The 19,411-nt window shown below is 73.8% G+C and carries 15 protein-coding genes and 1 pseudogene; 6 read left to right on the top strand and 10 right to left on the bottom strand.

Annotated elements, in window-relative coordinates; translation table 11 throughout:
* The first annotated feature begins 21 nt into the window (after positions 1-21).
* Both C8D89_RS16065 and C8D89_RS16060 read left to right on the top strand, forming a co-directional pair.
* Positions 22-2,154, top strand: a complete 2,133-nt coding sequence (locus C8D89_RS16065; protein ID WP_116709152.1) for a S9 family peptidase — start codon at positions 22-24, stop codon at positions 2,152-2,154.
* 168 nt (positions 2,155-2,322) lie between these two features.
* Positions 2,323-4,800, top strand: a complete 2,478-nt coding sequence (locus tag C8D89_RS16060) for a heparin lyase I family protein (RefSeq protein WP_116709151.1) — start codon at positions 2,323-2,325, stop codon at positions 4,798-4,800.
* A 3-nt stretch (positions 4,801-4,803) separates the two neighbouring features.
* On the opposite strand, the gene C8D89_RS16055 is transcribed toward C8D89_RS16060, so the two are convergent.
* From C8D89_RS16055 to C8D89_RS16025, 7 genes are all read right to left on the bottom strand, one after another.
* On the bottom strand, positions 4,804-5,145 hold the full coding sequence (locus C8D89_RS16055; protein WP_243418184.1) for a cupin domain-containing protein: 342 nt from the start codon (positions 5,143-5,145) through the stop codon (positions 4,804-4,806).
* Between the two features lie 49 nt (positions 5,146-5,194).
* Entirely contained in the window at positions 5,195-6,436 is a 1,242-nt protein-coding gene (locus tag C8D89_RS16050; protein ID WP_243418150.1) for an MFS transporter, read from the bottom strand.
* Positions 6,433-7,176 carry a respiratory nitrate reductase subunit gamma gene (gene narI / locus C8D89_RS16045; protein WP_116709148.1) on the bottom strand — a complete coding sequence of 248 codons (744 nt, stop codon included), beginning with the start codon at positions 7,174-7,176 and terminating at the stop codon, positions 6,433-6,435. Before narI ends, C8D89_RS16050 begins: the two co-directional genes overlap by 4 nt.
* Complete coding sequence (gene narJ, locus C8D89_RS16040; protein WP_116709147.1) at positions 7,173-7,859, bottom strand: nitrate reductase molybdenum cofactor assembly chaperone; 687 nt, start codon at positions 7,857-7,859, stop codon at positions 7,173-7,175. The genes narI and narJ overlap by 4 nt, the downstream gene beginning before the upstream one ends.
* A gap of 26 nt (positions 7,860-7,885) precedes the next feature.
* Positions 7,886-9,631: a nitrate reductase subunit beta gene (gene narH / locus C8D89_RS16035; RefSeq protein ID WP_116709146.1), complete on the bottom strand. Its 1,746-nt coding sequence runs from the start codon at positions 9,629-9,631 to the stop codon at positions 7,886-7,888.
* A gap of 14 nt (positions 9,632-9,645) precedes the next feature.
* On the bottom strand, positions 9,646-13,371 hold the full coding sequence (locus C8D89_RS16030; protein ID WP_116709145.1) for a nitrate reductase subunit alpha: 3,726 nt from the start codon (positions 13,369-13,371) through the stop codon (positions 9,646-9,648).
* Positions 13,372-13,479: 108 nt separating this feature from the next.
* Positions 13,480-13,977, bottom strand: a complete 498-nt coding sequence (locus tag C8D89_RS16025; protein WP_116709144.1) for a pyridoxamine 5'-phosphate oxidase family protein — start codon at positions 13,975-13,977, stop codon at positions 13,480-13,482.
* 92 nt (positions 13,978-14,069) lie between these two features.
* Between C8D89_RS16025 and fdxA the strand changes: the two genes are divergently transcribed.
* The 4 genes from fdxA to C8D89_RS16000 all read left to right on the top strand — a co-directional run bounded on the left by fdxA (position 14,070) and on the right by C8D89_RS16000 (position 17,766).
* Complete coding sequence (fdxA, locus tag C8D89_RS16020) at positions 14,070-14,414, top strand: ferredoxin (protein ID WP_116709143.1); 345 nt, start codon at positions 14,070-14,072, stop codon at positions 14,412-14,414.
* 3 nt (positions 14,415-14,417) lie between these two features.
* Positions 14,418-15,110 carry a helix-turn-helix transcriptional regulator gene (locus C8D89_RS16015; RefSeq protein WP_116709142.1) on the top strand — a complete coding sequence of 231 codons (693 nt, stop codon included), beginning with the start codon at positions 14,418-14,420 and terminating at the stop codon, positions 15,108-15,110.
* Positions 15,111-15,223: 113 nt separating this feature from the next.
* Entirely contained in the window at positions 15,224-16,885 is a 1,662-nt protein-coding gene (locus C8D89_RS16010; protein ID WP_116709141.1) for an acetolactate synthase large subunit, read from the top strand.
* 440 nt (positions 16,886-17,325) lie between these two features.
* Entirely contained in the window at positions 17,326-17,766 is a 441-nt protein-coding gene (locus tag C8D89_RS16000) for an ANTAR domain-containing protein (protein ID WP_116709139.1), read from the top strand.
* 10 nt (positions 17,767-17,776) lie between these two features.
* Here C8D89_RS16000 and C8D89_RS15995 read toward each other — a convergent pair whose 3' ends face one another.
* The 3 genes and pseudogenes from C8D89_RS15995 to C8D89_RS15985 all read right to left on the bottom strand — a co-directional run.
* Positions 17,777-19,036: a cytochrome P450 gene (locus C8D89_RS15995; protein WP_243418149.1), complete on the bottom strand. Its 1,260-nt coding sequence runs from the start codon at positions 19,034-19,036 to the stop codon at positions 17,777-17,779.
* Complete coding sequence (locus C8D89_RS29305) at positions 19,033-19,251, bottom strand: hypothetical protein (protein WP_165825741.1); 219 nt, start codon at positions 19,249-19,251, stop codon at positions 19,033-19,035. Before C8D89_RS29305 ends, C8D89_RS15995 begins: the two co-directional genes overlap by 4 nt.
* A gap of 32 nt (positions 19,252-19,283) precedes the next feature.
* A pseudogene (locus C8D89_RS15985) lies at positions 19,284-19,411 on the bottom strand (IS630 family transposase); the annotation flags it as partial.

Raw genomic sequence — 19,411 nt, 5'->3', positions numbered from 1 at the left:
GGGACGCGGCACACTGCAGACGTGACCGCCGAGCCCGCCGCACCAGATCCTCCGGCCAGCTTCCCGCGCCGCCAGGCCGCCACCCGGCGGTTCACGCTCGGCGCCCCCCGCCGCCCCACCGTCTCGCCCGACGGCGCGCGGGTCGTGCTGCTGCGGAGCAAGGGCGGCGACGACCCGGTCACCTGCCTGTGGCTGCTCGACGTGGCGGCGGGGGAGGAGCACCTGCTCGTCGACCCGCGTGAGCTCGACGTGCCCGGGGAGGACGATCTGCCGCCCGAGGAGCGGGCCCGCCGCGAGCGGGTGCGCGAGCAGTCGGGCGGCGTGGTCGAGTACGCCCTCGACGCGTCCGGACGTCTCGCCGTCTTCGTGCTCGCCGGGCGCGCGTTCACCGTGGACCTCGTCCCGGGCGCCCGCCCGGAGACGGTCCCCGTCGAGGGCCCGGTCGTCGACCCGCGGCCGGACCCCACCGGCGCCCGGATCGCGTTCGTGCGCGGGGGCGCGCTGTACGTCCACGAGCGCGCCACCGGCACCACGCACCTCCTCGTCGGGGCGGGTCCGGGCGGCGACGCCGACGAGGACGGCCCGACGGTGACGTGGGGGCTCGCCGAGTTCGTGGCCGCGGAGGAGATGCACCGCTACCGCGGCTACTGGTGGTCGCCCGACGGCTCGCAGCTCGCCGTGGCCCGCGTCGACGACGCCCCCGTGGCCCGCTGGTGGATCGCCGACCCGGCACGTCCCGACCGCACCCCGACCGAGACCGCGTACCCCGCAGCCGGCACGGCGAACGCGCTCGTGTCGCTGGCCGTGGTCGACCTCGACGGCACCCGCGTCGACGTCGACGCGGGCGAGGACACCGAGTACCTCGCGGGCGTCACCTGGGACGTCCACGACCTGCTGGTCACCGTGTCCACCCGCGACCAGCGCCGCGTCGACACCCGCCGCGTCGACCCCGACACCGGCGCCGCGACGGTGCTGGCGAGCGACACCGACGACGTGTGGGTGGACCTCGTGGTCGGCGTGCCCGCGCACCTGTCCGACGGCGCGCTGGTGCGATGTGCCGACCGCGACGACACGCGGTGCCTGGTCGTCGACGACGAGCCCGTCACCCCGCCCGGACTCCAGGTGCGGGGCGTGGCCGACGTCGACGGCGACACCGTGCTGTTCACCGCCGCCGAGCGTCCCGAGGACGTGACGCTGTGGGCGTGGTCGCGGGCGGGCGGTGCGGCGCGCGTGAGCCCGCAGCACGGCGTCTGGTCCGGGCGCCGCGCCGGGGGGACGACCGTGCTCGCCGGCGGCGACCTCGACACCGACGGCACCCGCACCAGCGTCCTGCGCGCCGACGGGTCGGCGGTGCCGGTGGCTTCCTACGCCGAGTCGCCCGGCCTGGAGCCCGCGGTGCGCCGCGTCGCGACGGCCGAGGGCGGGCCGTCGGTGGCGGTGCTGCTGCCGCGCGACCACGTGCCGGGTGCGCGCCGCCTGCCCGTGCTGCTCGACCCCTACGGCGGGCCGCACTCGCAGCGGGTCCTGGCCGCGCGCGGGGCCTTCCTGACCAGCCAGTGGTTCGCCGACCAGGGCTTCGCGGTCGTCGTCGCCGACGGGCGCGGCACGCCCGGGCGGGGGCCGGCGTACGAGCGCGCCGTGCACGGCGACCTCGCGACGCCGGTGCTCGACGACCAGGTCGCGGCCCTGCACGCGGCGGCCGAGCAGGTCGGCGACCTCGACCTCGACCGCGTGGCCGTCCGCGGCTGGTCCTTCGGCGGCTACCTCGCCGCGCTCGCGGTGCTGCGCCGCCCCGACGTCTTCCACGCCGCGGTCGCCGGCGCGCCGGTGACGGACTGGCGGCTCTACGACACGCACTACACCGAGCGCTACCTCGGGCACCCCGACGAGCACCCCGAGGCCTACGCCCGGTCCTCGATCGTCGACGACCCCGGGACGCGGGCGCCGGCGCGGCCGCTGATGCTCGTGCACGGGCTCGCGGACGACAACGTCGTCGCCGCCCACACCCTGAGGCTGTCGTCGGCGCTGCTGGCCGCGGGCCATCCGCACACGGTCCTGCCGCTGTCCGGCGTCACGCACATGACCCCGCAGGAGGTCGTGGCCGAGAACCTGCTCCTGCTCCAGGTCGCCTTCCTCCGCGACGCGCTGGGGTAGCCGGCGCGCGTTTGCGATCGCGAACACTTCGACGGACTGCGCGGAACCGCACCCACGCCTCGCCGGGCCCGCCGATGCTGTCCGGCGAGGCGGCCCCGGCATCCCGGCCGGGCCGCCGCCGGGTGGAGGGCGGGCAGGGATGCGGCGGTCGGTGCGGGGCGGTGGCGCGTGAGTGCGGGGGAGCGCCTGCTCGTCGACCGGTTCGGTCGCCCGGTGCCCGCCGAGCCGGTGGTGCGCCTGCGCGTCGACCGCCCGGCCGGGCGCGTGCCGCTGCGGGTCGACGGCGTGGCGGTCCCGCTCGCCCGCGGCGCCGACCCCCACCGCGCCGGGCTGGCCGCCGCCGCCCGCCGGGCCCGGGAGCTCGGCCGGCCGGTGCGTGTCGAGATGGCGGGTCCCTGGAGCTGCTGGCCCCTCGTGGTGCACCCCGACGGCGCGGTCGACGACGGGCGGGGCGGGCGCCCGCGTCCCGCGTCGGGCAGGGCGTGGTCGGGTCGGCGGCGCACGGCACCGGTGCTCGGAGGTCTCACCGCGCGGCCGCGGCGCCACCCCGTCGGCGTCCTGGCGGCCGCGGCCGCGCTCGTGTCGGTGGTGCTCGTCGGCACGGTGGTCGGCACGGCGGGCACGGGCGTGGCGACGGTCGCGGCCGCGGCGCCCGCCGCGTGCCGGGACGTCACCCTCTTCGCGGTCAACGGGGCGGGGGCGTCCGGGGGCGAGACGCTCGCGGCCGTCACGGATCCGCTGGTGCAGGAGGTGGGTGACCGCCTGGCCGTGGTCTCGCTGGCCGGGCCCGAGGTCGGCGCGTCGTACGAGGTCGACCAGCAGCAGGCGGTCACCGCGCTCGCCGACCAGGTGGTCGCGCAGCTCGAGGCCTGCCCCGCGAGCCGGACGATGCTGTTCGGCTACTCGCAGGGCGCGCACGTGGCCGGCGACCTGGCCGCCCGCGTCGGCGCGGGGCAGGAGCCACGGGTCCCCGCCGAGAAGGTGCTCGCGATCGGGCTGTTCGGCGACCCGGCGCGCGACCCCGAGGCCCGCACGGTCCCCGACGGCGCCACCGGCCACGGCGTTCTGCCGGCCCGCGAGGGCGGGTTCGGGGCCCTTGCGGGACGCACCATCCAGGTCTGCGCGCCCGAGGACCCGGTCTGCGCCACGCCCGCGGGCTCACCCGCGCCGCCGCTCGAGCAGGCGGTCGCCGCCGGGGCGCACACCGGCTACGCGGACCTCGCGGTCGCGCCCGACACCCCGGCCCCGCGCTGGGCCTCGGACTCCCTCAGCCGGCTGATCACCTCGCTCCCTGCGGGTGAGGCCGCCGAGGGCGCCCCGACGAGCGCGGCGCCGGGCACGACGGCGCCGGGCACGACGGCGCCGGGCTCCACCGGAGAGTCCGGCCCGGGGGACGCGGCGTCTCCCGAGGAATCGGAGGCCTACCCCGACAGCCGTGCCGGGGCGCCGGCCTACCCCGACGACAGCGATGCATCCGGCGGCACGGGAGAGCCGGGCGCCACCACGGCCTCCGGGACGACGGCCACCGGGACGAGGGCCACCGGGACGAGGGCCACCGGGACGTCTGCACCCACGACCACCCCGTCGGCACCGGAGACGCCGGCACCGGAGACGTCGGCACCGGAGACGTCGACAGCGGAGACGTCGGCGCCCGTCACCACCCGAGAGCCTGCACCGGACGGCGAGGCGTATCCCCAGGACACGGAGGTCTACCCCGATGGTTCGGGGCCGCAGGCCTACCCGGAGGGCGGGGACGGGTCGTCGGCCCACCCCGACGGCGGCGACGCCTCCGGCACCGCCGCGCCGACGACCCCCACGCCACCGGGCACCGGCTCGGACACCGCTGCGCCGACGACCACGGCGAGACCGGACACCGAGACCGGCGGGGCCGGCGCCGGGACCGGCGCCGGGACGGAGGACGACACCGGCGCCACGGGCCGGGACGGCGCCGGCGCGGACACCGGTGCGCTGTGGGCGCTCACGTCGGGCCTGGCCGGGTTCCAGGACTCGAACGGCGGAAACGTCGAGGGCGGCGGCCTGGTGCCGGAGGAGGTCGAGAGCCCGAACGTGCCCGGCCGGCGGGTGGTCAAGCTCGAGGTGCCCGAGGGCGCGAAGCGCTCGGAGGTCCGCCCCGAGGAGGCCCAGGACATCCGCGAGGGCGAGCACCTGTTCTTCGGTTACAGCGCGTTCCTGCCGGCCGACTTCCCCACCGACACCCGCAGCTGGCAGGTCATCTGGCAGCTGCACGACGGCGGGACGAACACCTCGCCGCCGGTGGCCCTGGAGATCCAGGAGAACCGGTTGTGGCTGTCGAACGTGGGCGAGCGCGTCCGCGACCTCGGCCCGGTCCGGCCGGGGGAGAACCTCGACGTGCAGCTCGACGTCCGGTTCGCGATCGGCGGTGGCGAGGTGTCGGTGTACCGCGGCGGGCAGCCGGTGCTGCAGGGCTTCCGGCCCCCGCGCGGCACGATGATCGACGAGCTCGACTTCCTCAAGACCGGCATCTACCGCGACGCGAGCGCCGAGGCCGAGCCCGCGACGATCTTCCTCAACGACCTCAAGATCGGCGAGACGCTGGAGTCCGTGTCCGGGCTCGCCGGAGTGGAGGGGACACCCGTGGCTCCCCTCGTCCAGGGCGCACGGTGACCCTCACGCGTGAGACCCGTTGCGGGTGTGCCCACCGATCGTCAGCAGCACCGCGGCGTCCTCGAGCGCCTCGAGGCTGTGCCGCGCCTGGGGAATGACGATGTGGTCCCCCGTCCGTCCGTCCCAGGTGTCGTCGCCGGCGGCGAGGCGGACCCTCCCGGTGAGGACCTGCAGGGTCGCCTCGCCGGGGTTCTCGTGCTCGGCCAGTCGCGCCCCCGCCGTCAGCGCGATCACCGTCTGGCGCAGGACGTGCTCATGGCCGCCGTAGACGGTCCGTGCGCTGCGACCGCTGGCGGCGGCGGCGGCTCGTTCGAGCTGCTGGCGGGCGAGGGCGACCAACGACATCTTCTGCACGGTTCAGACGTCTCCTGAATTCAGGGGTGGTTCAGTGCGGTCATGCCGCAACCGACGCGGTGCGGCTCCCAAAGCGCCACGCCGCGTAGACGAGGCCGGCCAGGGCGACGTCGGAGAGCAGCATGAGCCCGATCGCGTAGTCGTCGGTCGCCTGGTACACCGCGCCCATGACGATCGGTGGCAGGAAGCCGCCGAGTCCCCCGGCGGCGCCGACCACACCGGTGACGGAGCCGACCTGGGAGGCAGGGACCCGCTGGCCGACCAGGGCGAAGATGGCGCCGTTAGCGAGGCCCAGCGCGGCGGCGATGGCGAGGAACGCCACGGTGGCCAGCGCGATGTGGGGGCCGAAGGCCGCGACCACGGCGCCGACGGCGACCACGGCGAGCGCGCCGACGATGAGGTGGTGGGGTGGGCGGCGGTCGGCCAACCACCCGCCGAGTGGCCGGGTCAGGGTGGCGAGCACGACGAAGCCGGCGGCGCGGGCGGCGGCGTCGGCCACCTCGAGCTCGTAGGTGTCCCGGAGGTACGTGGGGAGGTACACGCCGAAGGCGACGAACCCACCGAACGTGATCGCGTAGAGGGCGGCGAGATCGATGCTCAGGCGCAGCCCGATGGCCTGGCGGAACCGGGGCCAGAACGGGGCGGTGGCCGGTTGCCAGCCCGGCGCGTTGCGTCCGACCGCGATGAACGCCACGGCGGTGAGGGCGAGCAGGGCGGCGACCAGCAGGAAGGGCGCGACCGGACCCTGGGCGGCCCAGATGCGGGGGGTGAAGAAGTTGGACAGCGCGGTCCCGGCGTTGCCGACGCCGTAGACGCCGAGCGCGAACCCCCGCTGATGCGGGGGGAACCAGGCGTTCACGAACGGGATCCCCACCGCGAACGAGGCGCCCGCGAGCCCGAGGACCAGGCCGCCGGCGAGCAGGGCCGGGTAACTGTCGAACAGGGCGAGGAACAGCACCGGGAGGATGGCCACGGCGCTCAGGGCGGCGAACACGATCCGTCCGCCGAAGCGGTCGGTGGCGGCACCGAGCGGGATCCGCCCCAGCGAGCCGACGAGCACCGGCACGGCGACCGCGACCGAGAGGGCGAAGGGCGAGAGTCCGAGCAGCTCCCGGTACTGGGGACCGAGCGGGTTGAGAAGCGACCAGGCCCAGAAGTTGACCGTCATCCCGAGCGTCGCCAGCACCAGCGCGCGGTACCGCCCCGGCGCCCCCGACTCCTCGGCCGAACGGCCCGCGGCCGTTCCCGCCGCCGGGGTCCGGGTGTCGGCGGGCTCGTTCACGATCCCGTCCGTTCCCATCCGCGACGCGGCGCGCGGCTGCCCAGGTGAGCGTCGCGGCTGCGGTAGACGATGTAGGGGCGGGTCAGGTAGCCGACCGGCGCGGTGAAGGCGTGGACCAGCCGGGTGAAGGGCCACAGGGCGAACAGCGCGAACGCCGCGACGGCGTGCAGCTGGAACCCGATCGGGGCTGCCGCCATGAGCGCGGGGTCGGGCTGGAAGTAGAAGATCCCCCGGAACCACACCGACAACCCGGTGCGGTAGTCGTACTCGCTGCCGAGGATGTTCGCGACGGCGGTGTTGGCCAGCCCGAGCACGATGACGGTGGTCAGCACGGCGTACATGACCTTGTCCATCTTCGTGGTGGCCGAGAACACCGGTCCGACGGTGCGCCGCCGGTAGATCAGGATCGCGATGCCGGCCAGGGTGCAGAACCCGGCCACGGTGCCCAGCGCCACCGCCATGACGTGGTAGGCGTGCTGGGAGATCCCCACCGCGTCCGTCCAGCTCGCCGGGATGAGCAGCCCCATCACGTGCCCGAGCAGCACGACGAGGATCCCGAAGTGGAACAGCGGGCTGCCCCAGCGCAGGAGGCGGCGCTCGTAGAGCTGGGAGGAACGGGTGGTCCAGCCGAACTTGTCGTAGCGGTACCGCCACACCAGCCCGCCGACGAGGATCACGAGGCAGACGTAGGGGAAGACCAGCCACAGCAGGATGTCGACGGTCGAGTCGGGACCGGTCACCGCGCACCTCCGGCGTGTTGGGCACCCGCGGGACGCCCACCCATGTACTCGGGCGGGGCGAACGCCTCCCGGTAGGGATCGAGACCGACGTCCTCGGCCGGTGGGCCCTCGCGGGCGAGGGCGAGCACCGTCTCGCGGTCGCCGGCGGGCAGCGCCGGCAGCGTGCGGCACACCGCGTCGACCGCGTGGTGGTAGACCGACCCGGCGTCGGCCAGTGCCAGGCGCAGCAGCTCCAGCCCCGTGCGGTGCTCCCGCAGCAGCGCGTCGGCGGCCGCGAGGTGCGCGCCGGGCGGGTCACCGGCCGCGGCGAACTCGAGCAGCACCGCGAGGTGATCGGGCAGCTCGTCGTCGGCCAGCTCGAGCCCGGCACCCCGGTAGGCGCGCTTGAACGCCAGCAGCGCCATCCCGCGCTTGCGGGTGTCGCCGTACACGTAGTACGTCAGGTACGGGCAGCAGCGCCGTTGGAGGTCGAAGGTGGCGACGTAGTCCGCGGCCAGCGCCGTCGGCGACCCCGCCGCCAGGTGGTCGCACAGGCGCTGCAGCGGCTCACCCACCTCGACGGGGAGCCCCTCGAGCGCGCGGCGCAGCACCGGCAGCGTCCCGAGCAGCCCGGCGTCGGGGTAGCCCAGCAGCAGCGATGCGGCCTGGTAGGCCACGGCCCGCTGTCGGTCGGACAACGTCACCCGGGGGGCTCCGGTCGTCGGCGGGGTCACGGCCGGGGCTCCACATCGCCGTGCGGGTCGGTGCCCTCCATCAACTGCGGCGCGGCCGGACGCTCGGCCGGCGGGGTGGGGAACAGCCCCTCGGGGCGGCCCTTGCCGTCCCAGTTGAGCAGGTTCACCCGGTGCACCCGGTCGGTCGGGTCGGCGGGGGCGTCCGCGGTCTGGCGGTCCTTGAGCATGTGGAAGTTCTCGACCGCGATGGGGGCCGGGCCGCCCGAGCCCTCCCCGAACGGGCCGCCGCCCACCATGCCCGGCCCGCCCTCGTAGTCCAGGGCGCACTCGGTGGCGCTCTCCTCCAGCGCGTGGGCCAGCGTCGACGGGTCGCCCAGCTCGGTGTGCGCGGTGGGGATGACGTAGCGCTCGTCGTAGGGCGCGAGGGCCAGCAGCCGGTACATGTCCTGCACCTCGTCGCCGGTCATGCCCACCGCCGCGGCGATCGACTCGTCGGTGGGCCGGCCGAGGTTGACCTCGCGCATGAAGGAGCGCATCGCCGCGAGACGCCGGAGCACCGCGGTCACGGGCGCGGGATCGCCGGCGGTGAACAGCTCGGCGAGGTAGCCGATCGGGATGCGCAGCGCGTCGATCGCGCCGAACAGGTTGCCGGCGTCCTCCCCGTCCACCCCGGTCTCGCGGACCACGTCGACGACCGGCGAGAGCGGCGGGATGTACCAGACCATCGGCATCGTGCGGTACTCCGGGTGCAACGGCAGCGCCACCCGGTAGGTGTTGATCAGCGCCCAGATCGGTGAGCGCTGTGCCGCCTGCACCCAGTCCCGGGGGATCCCGGCCCGCTCGGCCTCGCGGGCCACCACCGGGTCGTTCGGATCGAGGAACACCCGGCGCTGGGCCTCGTAGAGGTCGTGCTCCTCGGGGGCGGAGGCGGCCTCGGCGACGCGGTCGGCGTCGTAGAGCATCACCCCGATGTAGCGAAGCCGCCCGACGCAGGTCTCGGAGCAGACCGTCGGCAGCCCGACCTCGACCCGCGGGAAGCAGAACGTGCACTTCTCGGCCTTGCCGGTGCGGTGGTTGAAGTACACCTTCTTGTACGGGCAGCCGGTCACGCACATCCGCCAGCCGCGGCAGCGGTCCTGGTCGACCAGCACGATCCCGTCCTCGCTGCGCTTGTACAGCGCTCCCGACGGGCACGAGGCGACGCATGACGGGTTGAGGCAGTGCTCGCAGATGCGCGGCAGGTAGAACATGAAGGTCTTCTCGAACTCGAGGCGGACCTGCTCGTTCGCTCGTGCCATCGCGGCCAGCACCGGGTCCGAGCGCGTGAGCTCGGGTCCGCCGCCGAGGTCGTCGTCCCAGTTGGCGCTCCAGCGGACCTGCGTGTCCTCGCCGGAGATCAGCGACTTCGGGCGGGCGACCGGGACGTGCTCACCCGGCGGGGCCTGGACGAGGTTGTCGTAGTCGTACGTCCAGGGCTCGTAGTAGTCCTCGAGCTGCGGTTGCTTCGGGCTGGCGAAGATGGTCAGCAGCTTCTTGAGCCGCCCGCCGGCCTTGAGGGCCAGCCGCCCCCGGCGGTTGAGCGTCCACCCGCCGAGCCACCGCTCCTGGTCCTGGTAGGTGCGCGGATACCCCTGGCCGGGGCGGGTCTCGACGTTGTTGAACCAGACGTACTCGACACCGCTGCGGTTGGTCCACGCCTGCTTGCACGTCACGGAGCAGGTGTGGCAGCCGATGCACTTGTCCAGGTTCATGACCATGCCCATCTGGGCCATCACGCGCACCGGGAAACCCCCTCTCAGTACTCGACGTCCTGGCTGCGGCGCCGGATCACCGTGACCTCGTCGCGCTGGTTGCCGGTGGGGCCGAGGTAGTTGAACGCGAACGACAGCTGGGCGTAGCCGCCGATCAGATGGGTGGGTTTGATCAGGAGCCGGGTCAGGGAGTTGTGGATGCCGCCGCGGCGCCCGGTGGTCTCAGCGAGCGGGACGTCGATCAGCCGGTCCTGGGCGTGGTGCATGTAGACCGTGCCCTCGGGCATCCGGTGGGACACGACCGCGCGGGCCACCACCACGCCGTTGCGGTTGACGGCCTCGACCCAGTCGTTGTCGCCGATCCCCACCCGGGCCGCGTCACCGGGGCTCATCCACACCGTGGGCCCGCCGCGGGAGAGCGACAGCATGAACAGGTTGTCCTGGTACTCCGAGTGGATCGACCACTTGTTGTGCGGGGTCAGGTACCGCACCGTGATCCCGAGCTCGGACTGCTCGCCGACCCGGGGCTCGTCGAACAGCTGGGTCATGTTCAGCGGCGGCCGGTAGACCGGTAGCTGCTCGCCGAACTCGGCCATCCAGTCGTGGTCGAGGAAGAAGTGCTGGCGTCCCGTCAGGGTGTGCCACGGCACGCTCCGCTCCACGTTCTGCGTGAACGGGGAGTAGCGCCGCCCGCCGGTCTCCGAGCCCGACCACTCCGGGGAGGTGATCACCGGCACCGGGCGGACCTGGGTGTCGGCGAACGTGACCTGGGTGCCCTCGTGCTCGGCGGCCAGGTCGGCCAGCCGCGTGCCGGTACGGCGCTCGAGCGCGTGGAAGCCCTGCACCGCCAGGTGCCCGTTGGTGGTGCCCGACAGCGCCAGGACGGCCTCGCAGGCGTGGGTGTCACGGGTCAGCAGGGGGCGCCCGTCGGCCGGGTTGCCCGGGGCGCGGACCACCCCGTTCTTCGACTTCAGGTAGTCCACCGCCCCGGACACGTCGAAGGTGACGCCCTTGGTGGTCGCCCCGAGGCGGTCCAGCAGTGGGCCCACCGACGCCAGCTTCGCCGCGACGTGTGGATAGTCGCGCTCGACGACGGTCAGGCGGGGCATCGTCACCCCGGGCACCGGTGCGACCTCGCCGGCGGCCCAGTCGCGGACCGCCCCGCCGGGGGTGGCGGTCTCGTCCGGGGTGTCGTGGAGCAGCGGGGTGGCGACCAGGTCGCGGCGGACCCCGAGGTGGCGGGTGGCCAGGTGACTGAACGCGCCGGCGATGGCGTGGAAGGCGTCGAAGTCCGTGCGGGCCTGCCAGGGCGGGGAGATCGCGGGGCTGAACGCGTGCACGAACGGGTGCATGTCGGTCGAGGAGAGGTCGTGCTTCTCGTACCAGGTCGCCGCGGGCAGCACCACGTCGGAGAACACGGTGGTGCTGGTCATCCGGAAGTCGAGGCTCAGCAGCAGGTCGAGCTTGCCCCGGGGCGCCTCGCCGTCGGCGTCCTCGCGCCAGCGCACCTCGGCCGGCCGCCGCCCGGGTGGGGTCTGCTCGGCGCGCACGGCCTCGTCGGTGCCGAGCAGGTGCTTGAGGAAGTACTCGTTGCCCTTGGCCGACGATCCCAGCAGGTTGGAGCGCCAGACGGTCATCACCCGCGGCCAGTTCGCCGGCGCGTCCGGGTCCTCCCCGGCGAAGTGCAGCCGTCCGGCCTGCAGCTCGCCGACGACGTGGGCGGCGGCGTCTCCGCTCGCCTCGGCCTCGTCGGCCAGATCGAGGGGGTTGCGGTCGAAGGTGGGGTACGAGGGCATCCAGCCCATCCGCGCGGACTGCGCCAGCACGTCGGCGGTGGCCCTGCCCGCGAACCGGCCGGAGCCCAGCGGGGAGGACAGCACGTCGGCGCCGAAGGCGTCGTAGCGCCACTGGTCGGTGTGCAGGTAGAAGAACCCGGTGCCGATCATCTGCCGGGCCGGTCGCGACCAGTCCAGCGCGTTGGCCAGCTGGGCGTGCCCGGTCACCGGACGGACCTTCTCCTGCCCCACGTAGTGCGCCCAGCCCCCGCCGTTGACGCCCTGGCAGCCGGTCAGCGTGGTCAGGGTGAGGAACGCGCGGTAGACGGTGTCGGAGTGGAACCAGTGGTTCGTCCCCGCGCCCATGACGATCATCGACCGGCCGCCGGACTCCTCGGCGCTGGCGGCGAACTCGCGGCCGATACGGGCGGCGGCCGCGGCGGGCACCGAGGTGATCTCCTCCTGCCACGCCGGGGTGTAGGGCTGGGTCGCGTCGTCGTAGCCGGTCGGCCACACTCCCGGCAGCCCTGGCCGGGCCACGCCGTACTGGGCGCACAGCAGGTCGAACACCGTGGTCACCAGCCGCCCGGCGACCCGGCGCACCGGCACCCCGCGGCGCAGCACCCCGGCGGCCCCGCCGGTGCCGGGCTGCGGGTCGAAGCGCGGCAGCAGCAGGGTCGCGGTGTCGCCGGTCCCCGAGCCGTGGAGCGTGAGCAGCGGGTCCACGTCGCCGAGATCGAGGTTCCACCGGCCGACCCCGGAGTCGGTGAAGCGGAACCCCAACGACCCGTTGGGCACCGCCGGCGCCCCGGTGGCGGCGTCGAGGAGCACCGTCTTGAACGCCGCCCCCTCACCCCCACCGGCCTCGTGCTCGTCGGCGAGCGCGTCCGCGGTCAGGAAGCGGTCCGGGACGTACACCGGGGCGCTCCCGTCCCCCTGCGCGCCGTGCTCGCGCAGCGTGACGAGGAACGGCAGGTCGGTGAAGCGCTGGGCGTACTCGGTGAAGCGCGGCGTGCTCCGGTCGACGAAGAACTCCTTGAGCACCACGTGGCCCATGGCCATCGCCAGCGCCCCGTCCGTGCCGGGCTGGGCGGGGAGCCACTCGTCAGCGAACTTGACGTTGTCCGCGTAGTCCGGGGAGACCGCCACCACCTTCTGGCCGCGGTAGCGCGCCTCGGCCATGTAGTGCGCGTCCGGGGTGCGGGTCACGGGGAGGTTCGATCCCCACATGATCAGGTACGCGGCGTCCCACCAGTCCGCGGACTCGGGCACGTCGGTCTGGTCGCCGAAGACCTGCGGGGAGGCGACCGGCAGATCGGCGTACCAGTCGTAGAACGAGAGCATAGGCGCACCGAGCAGCGAGAAGAACCGCGCCCCGACCGCATGGCTGACCATGCTCATCGCGGGGATCGGCGAGAACCCGGCGATCCGGTCCGGCCCGTAGGCCTTGACGGTGTGCACGTGTGCGGCGGCCACCATCTCGACCGCCTCGTCCCAGCCGGCCCGCACGAGCCCGCCCTTGCCGCGAGCCGCCGTGTAGCGGCGGCGCCGCTCGGGGTCACCGGTGATCTCCGCCCACGCGTCCACCGGGTCGCCCAGCCGCCGCCGCGCCTCCCGGAACATCTCGAGGAGCACCCCGCGCACGTAGGGGTAGCGGACGCGCGTGGGCGAGTAGGTGTACCAGGAGAATGCGGCTCCGCGGGGGCAGCCGCGCGGCTCGTACTGCGGGCGATCGGGTCCGACCGAGGGGTAGTCGGTCTGCTGGGCCTCCCACGTGATGATCCCGTCCTTGACGTAGACCTTCCACGAGCACGACCCGGTGCAGTTCACCCCGTGGGTCGAGCGCACGACCTTGTCGTGCGACCAGCGGTCCCGGTAGAAGCTGTCCGCGTCGCGTCCGCCGGCCCGGTAGAGCGCCCGGGTGTCGGCCGAGATCTCGCCCGCACGAAAGAACCGGCCCATGCGCAGGACCGCGTCGGTGGCCGGGCCGTCCATCCCGGCGTCGCCGCCCCCCGCGCCGGGGCGGCGACGTCGGGTGTCGCCGCCATTGCCGGTGCGCCTGCGAGCCACGCGGTCCTCCTGCTCGATCTCTGAGGGGTCGGGCTAAGCGGAGTCGGTGCAGTATGGCGGACGGTCTTCCTCCGAACCAGGGTCGACGCTCGGCGTCGCTTCTGGAGCCGGATCGGTCGAGGGGGAGGCGGCTCCCAGCCGACGTCCCGTGACCTGCTCGGACCGGATGCGGATGACGTGCGCGGTACGGCCCGGTGCCCACGGCCGCCGCGCCGGGTCAGCCAGCGCGACCAACTCGTCGATGTCGTTGACGATCTCCGCGTGACCGACGATGACCACGCTCCAGCCGGCGTGGGTGTCCGCGTCGAAGTCGTCGGCCTCGAACGCAACGGTGCCATGGCTCATGGCCGCGGCCAGCTTGCCGCCGCCGCTCGTCCGCAGGATCACGTCCTCCCCGGCCAGGGAGAAGTTCACCGGATGCACCATCGGCACGGTGCGGTCGGTAAACACCATGCGGCCGACCCGGAGCCCTCCGAGGAGGCGGAAACACTCTGCCCGATCCATCTCCACGAGGTCCGTGCGCTCCTGCATCGTGACCCTCCCGTGGTGTTCATCGCGTCGGTGGTGGGCGAGTATGGCGGATAATCATCCGCTAAACCAGCACCCACGTCGGGAGGGGCCTTGTGACCTACGTGATCGCCGAGCCGTGCATCGACGTCCTGGATCGTTCGTGCATCGAGGAGTGCCCGGTCGACTGCATCTACGAGGGAGCCCGCGCTCTCTACATCCACCCTGACGAGTGCGTGGACTGCGGTGCGTGTGAGCCGGTCTGCCCGGTGGAGGCCATCTACTACGAGGACGACGTGCCCGAGCAGTGGTCGCCCTTCATCGAGGACAACGTCCGGTTCTTCACCGAGCCGCTGCCGGGCGCCGGGGAGGCGCTGGGTTCACCCGGCGGTGCGGCCAAGGTGGGACGTGTCGGCGCGGACACGCCGTTGGTCGCCGGGTACGTGACACGGAAAGATTGAAGGGTGGACGACCAGCCCGGCACCGGTGACCTGCACGCCGCCCAGGCATCCCCGTCCCGACGCCGACTGCTGCGCCTGTTGCGGGAGAGCGAGTCGGCCCAGGACGCGCACCAGCTCGCGGCCTCGGTAGGTCTGCACGTCACCACCGTCCGGTTCCACCTGCAGGTCCTCGAGAAGGCGGGTCTGGTCCGCAGTCGTCCGCAACCACGCGGCAGCTCCGGTCGCCCCCGCACCGTCTACGCACCGGTCGGGCGGTCCGACGCCGAGCGCAGCACCTCGCCCTACGAGCAGTTGGCCAGACTGCTCGCGGCCCACCTCGACGAGACCGTGGCCGGTCGCACCGCACGGGCGGAGCGGGCCGGAGCCACCTGGGCCACCCAGCTCTTGCCGGCCGCCGGCACGTCGGACGCGAGTTCGGCCACGAGCGTCGAGACCGCGACCCGTCACGTGCACGACGTGTTCGAGGACCTCGGCTTCGATCCCGAGCTCACCACCACGGGGGATCTCCGGCGGATCGCCCTGCGGGCCTGCCCCTTCCGCGCGGTCGCCCGGGAGCACCCCGAGGTCGTCTGCTCGATGCACCTCGGGCTGTTGCGCGGTGCGCTCGCCCGCCTCGGCACGCCGCCCACGACGGTGGAGCTGCTGCCCTTCGTCGAACCCGAGCTCTGCGTCGCCCATCTGGCCCCCGCCGGCTGACGGATCTCCGGATCCACGGCGGGTGTCGCCCCCGAGGGGTGTGCCGAGCCCGCGTCATGGGCACCTGACCGTGGTCCGACGCGCGCCGACACGCCGGGGAGTGGGACTGACCGATGAGGGCCAGCGACCTGTTCATGCGATGCCTCGAGGCCGAGGGCGTCGAGTACGTCTTCGGGGTGCCGGGCGAGGAGAACGCCGACCTACTCATGTCCATGCGTGAGTCGTCGGTGCGCTTCGTGCCCACCCATCACGAGACGGGCGGGGCCTTCATGGCCGACGTCTACGGCCGTCTCACGGGGCAGGCGGGCGTCTGCCTGTCGACGCTCGGGCCCGGTGCGGCCAACCTCGTGACGGGTGTGGCCAACGCGAACATGGACAACGCGCCGGTCGTGGCGATCACCGGGCAGGGCGCCACGACGCGCCTGCACAAGGAATCGCACCAGGCGATGAACGTGAACGAGATGTTCGCGCCGCTCACCAAGTGGACGACGTCGCTGCGCGACGAGAGCACCATCCCCGAGGTCGTCCGCAAGGCGTTCAAGCTCGCCGTCGCCGAGAAGCCCGGCGCCACGCACGTCGAGCTCCCCGAGGACATCGCCAAGCACGAGGTCGAGTCCGCGCCGATCGTGCCGCCGGAGAAGGTCCGCCGGCCCGTGCCCGACGACAAGTCGATCAGCGCCGCGCTGGACCTGATCGCCCGGGCCGAGCGTCCGGTGCTGCTGGTCGGCCAGGGCTGCGTGCGCACCCGGGTGAGCCGCCAGCTCCAGCGCTTCGTCGAGGCCACCGGCATCTACGCCGGCATGACGTTCATGGGCAAGGGCGCGCTCTCCGACCGTCACGAGCGCAGCCTCTACGCCGTCGGCCTGGGCTCGCGGGACTACGTCACCGAGGTGTTCGAGGCCTCGGACCTCGTCATCGCGGTCGGCTACGACATGGTCGAGTGGCCCCCGTCGCACTGGAACATCGGCCGCACCAAGCGCCTGCTGCACATCGACTTCGACCCCGCCGAGGTCGACATGTCGTACCGGCCGACCGTCGAGATCGTCGGCGACGTCGCGGCCACACTCTGGGCGATCAACGAGGGCCTCACCGACGCGCACCGGTTCCCCGACTTCGAGGGCCACGCGCGCGCCCGCCGCAATCTCACCGAGGAGATCACCGAGGCCGGGGCGAGCGCCGAGCGGGAGACCGGCGACTTCCCGATGAAGCCGCAGCGCGTCCTCGCCGACCTGCGCGCCGAGATGGACGACGAGGACATCCTCATCAGCGACGTCGGCGCCCACAAGATGTGGATCGCGCGGCACTACCCGACGTACGCGCCGAACACCTGCATCATCTCCAACGGCTTCTGCTCGATGGGCATCGCCGTCCCGGGCAGCGTCTCGGCGTCGCTGGTGGCCGGGGACCGCCGCGTGGTCGCCATCTCCGGCGACGGCGGCTTCCTCATGCACGGCCCGGAGCTGGCCACGGCCACCCGGCTGGGCGTCGCCCCGGTCAACCTGGTCTGGGAGGACAACGACTACGGACTGATCTCCTGGAAGCAGGAGATCGAGTTCGGGCGCCACTTCGGCACGGAGTTCAAGACCCCCGACCTCGTCAAGATCTCCGAGGGCCTCGGCTGCCACGCGCGGCGGCTCGGCAGCGCCGACGAGCTGCGGCCCGCCCTCAAGGAGGCGTTCGACCAGCGCGACAAGCCGTCGGTGATCGTGGTGCCGGTGGACTACTCGGAGAACGTCAAGCTGACCAAGCGCCTCGGCCAGTTGATCGCCCGGTGACCCCGCGGGCCGCCCTCGCACGACTCCAGGGGGTCGGCCTCCGACCTGCACGTCACACCTTCGCGTGCGTCGCGGATACTTTGCTGGTCCGCGACCGTTCCCGACCGCTCGAAGGTGCCCCGCGATGCCCCTCCACCGCCCGTCGGACACCGGCGAGATCGACAGCGGGCTCGCGCAACCCTTCATCGCGCTGGCCGACGCGTTGCTGCGGGTGCCGCGGGACGCGGGGGTGCTCGGCGTCGTCGAGCGGGTGATCGAGGCCGCGCGGGCGGTGGTGCCGGGCGCCGACGTGGTCTCGGTGGTGCTGCGCGGCCCCGACGGGCAGCTGGACACCGTCGCGTCGAGCCACCCGGTGGGCCAGGAGGCCGACGCGTTGCAGGACGAGGTGGGCGAGGGCCCCAGCCACGAGGCGATGCACCAGGACGGGGGTGGGCGCCTGCATGGCCCGCACCGCCGGCCCCGACACGCCCTGGCCGACGTTCGGCACCCGCGCCGCCGAGGAGCTGGGGCTGAGGGCCGTGCTGAGCACCGGCATGTTCCCCGGCGGGGAGCCGCCCCGCTTCGGCGCCGTGAACTTCTGGTCCCGGTCCGCCGACGGTCTCGACCGGGCGGACCGCGACCTCGCCCTCGTGCTGGCCGCCCACGCGGCCACCGCGATCTCGGCGGTGCAGGCCCGTACCGCCGCCGAGCTGCGCGAGACCCAGCTGCTCGAGGCCCTGGAGAGCCGCGACGTCATCGGTCAGGCCAAGGGCGTGCTCATGGAGCGGCGTGGCCTGTCCTCCGACGAGGCCTTCGACGTGCTGCGCCGCACGTCGCAGGACCTCAACGTCAAGCTCCGCGAGGTCGCCGTGACCCTCGTGACCCGCCGCGACGAGCTCTGAGGGTGCGCGCTCACGGGCGCGGAGCGCACGTCACCGGCAGCGCGTCGAGGCCGCCGGTGAGGCGCTCGGTGTGCAGGGAGAGCTCCGACGGATCGACCGCCGTGTGCAGCCCGGGCAGGCGCGTGAACAGCGTCGACAGCCCGACGCGCAGCTCGGTGCGCGCGAGGCTCGCGCCGATGCAGAAGTGCGGGCCGTGTCCGAACGACAGGTGCGGGTTGGGTGCGCGGTCGGGGTCGAACGTGTCGGCGTCGTCGAACGCGCCCCGGTCGCGGTTGGCCGCGCTGGTCACGATCACCACGGCGTCGCCGGCCGGGATCGTGACCTGCTCGTCCCCCTCGCCGACGACCACGTCCTCGTGGGCGTAGCGCAGCAGCCCCATCCCGCCGGGCTCGGCGAGGCGCAGCACCTCCTCGACGATCCCGTCGACCTCGCCGGCGGGGTCGGCGACGAGCCGGTCACGCGCCTCGGGGTTGACCAGCAGCAGGAGCACGCCGAGCGAGAGCCGATTGACGGTCGTCTCGTGCCCCGCGAACAGGAGCCCGGCGGTCAGTTCGGCGACCCGCTCGTCGGTCAGCCGCGGGTCCTGCGCCTGCGCGGCGACGAGGTCGGAGATGACGTCCTCACCGGGCTCGGCGCGCTTGGTCTCGGCGAGCGTCGCCGTGTAGCGCTGGAGCTCGTCGCGCGCCACCGCCGGGTCGTCGCCGGTCAGGGTGGCCAGACGCTCGGAGAGGTCCTTGAAGTACGCCCGGTCCTCCACCGGCACCCCGAGCAGCTCGCAGATGACGAAGATCGGCAGGGGCACCGAGAAGCCGGCGTGCAGGTCGACCGGGTCCTCACCGCGCTCGTGGGCGGCCACGAGGTCGTCGACGAGGGCCTCGGCGAGCTCGGCGACCCGGTCGTGCAGCAGCCGCATCCGCTTGGCCGAGAACGCGGGTGTGAGCAGGCGGCGCATGCTGGCGTGGTCGGCGTCCTCGTGCTCGTGGTCGCCGGTCGGCCCGGCCATCACGCCCGCGTCGGACACGCGCGCGGCCTCGGCGGGGCGGGGGTGCGAGCGCCCGAGGCGCCGGTCGGCGAACAGCGCCTTGGCCTCCTCGTAGCGCGAGACCAGCCACGCGACGTCCCCGGCCGGCGTGCGCACGCGGGTGACCGGCCCCGCCGCGCGCAGGCGCTCGTAGAGCGGCGAGATCCGCAGGACGTCCTCGCGCGGGAAGGGCAGCTGGGGCAGATCGGCGGTGTCGTCGTGCGCGATCGAGCTGGCGGTGGTGGTCACGGGCTCTCCTCGGAGCGGTCGTCGGTGGGGCCGGTGCCGTCGATGCGGGCGGCGAGGCGGTCGAGCCAGGCCTGCTCGTCGTGGATGCGGCGCAGCACCTCGTCGAGCACCAGCACGGCCCACGGGTCGCCGGCGTCGGGATCGTCCCCGTCGCCGCCCCCCGGGGCCGCCGCCTCGGCCAGTCCCGCGACGCGGGCACGGCGCTCGCGCAGCACGCGGCCCCGGGCGTCGAGCAGGTCAGCGTGACCTAGTGTCGCGCGTCTGAAGTTCGTTGACGCGTGGCGTGGGGCAGGATCTCTTCGGCGGTCTTGGTCCACGTGAAGGGGTGGCAGCGGTCGTTCCAGCCGTCGATGAAGGTGCGGATCTTCTCGATGA

It is taken from the genome of Actinomycetospora cinnamomea (assembly GCF_003096675.1).
GTDB lineage: Bacteria > Actinomycetota > Actinomycetes > Mycobacteriales > Pseudonocardiaceae > Actinomycetospora > Actinomycetospora cinnamomea.
Note: the sequence above shows the minus strand (reverse complement) of the source record. Positions and strands in the feature narration are given on the sequence as shown.

Coding starts and splice junctions, on each gene's coding strand:
- C8D89_RS16055 (WP_243418184.1), bottom strand. CDS start 5,145: ATGTCGTTGGTCGCCCTCGCCCGCCAGCAGCTCGAACGAGCCGCCGCC.
- C8D89_RS16030 (WP_116709145.1), bottom strand. CDS start 13,371: ATGGACGGCCCGGCCACCGACGCGGTCCTGCGCATGGGCCGGTTCTTT.
- C8D89_RS16025 (WP_116709144.1), bottom strand. CDS start 13,977: ATGCAGGAGCGCACGGACCTCGTGGAGATGGATCGGGCAGAGTGTTTC.
- C8D89_RS16010 (WP_116709141.1), top strand. CDS start 15,224: ATGAGGGCCAGCGACCTGTTCATGCGATGCCTCGAGGCCGAGGGCGTC.
- C8D89_RS16000 (WP_116709139.1), top strand. CDS start 17,326: ATGGCCCGCACCGCCGGCCCCGACACGCCCTGGCCGACGTTCGGCACC.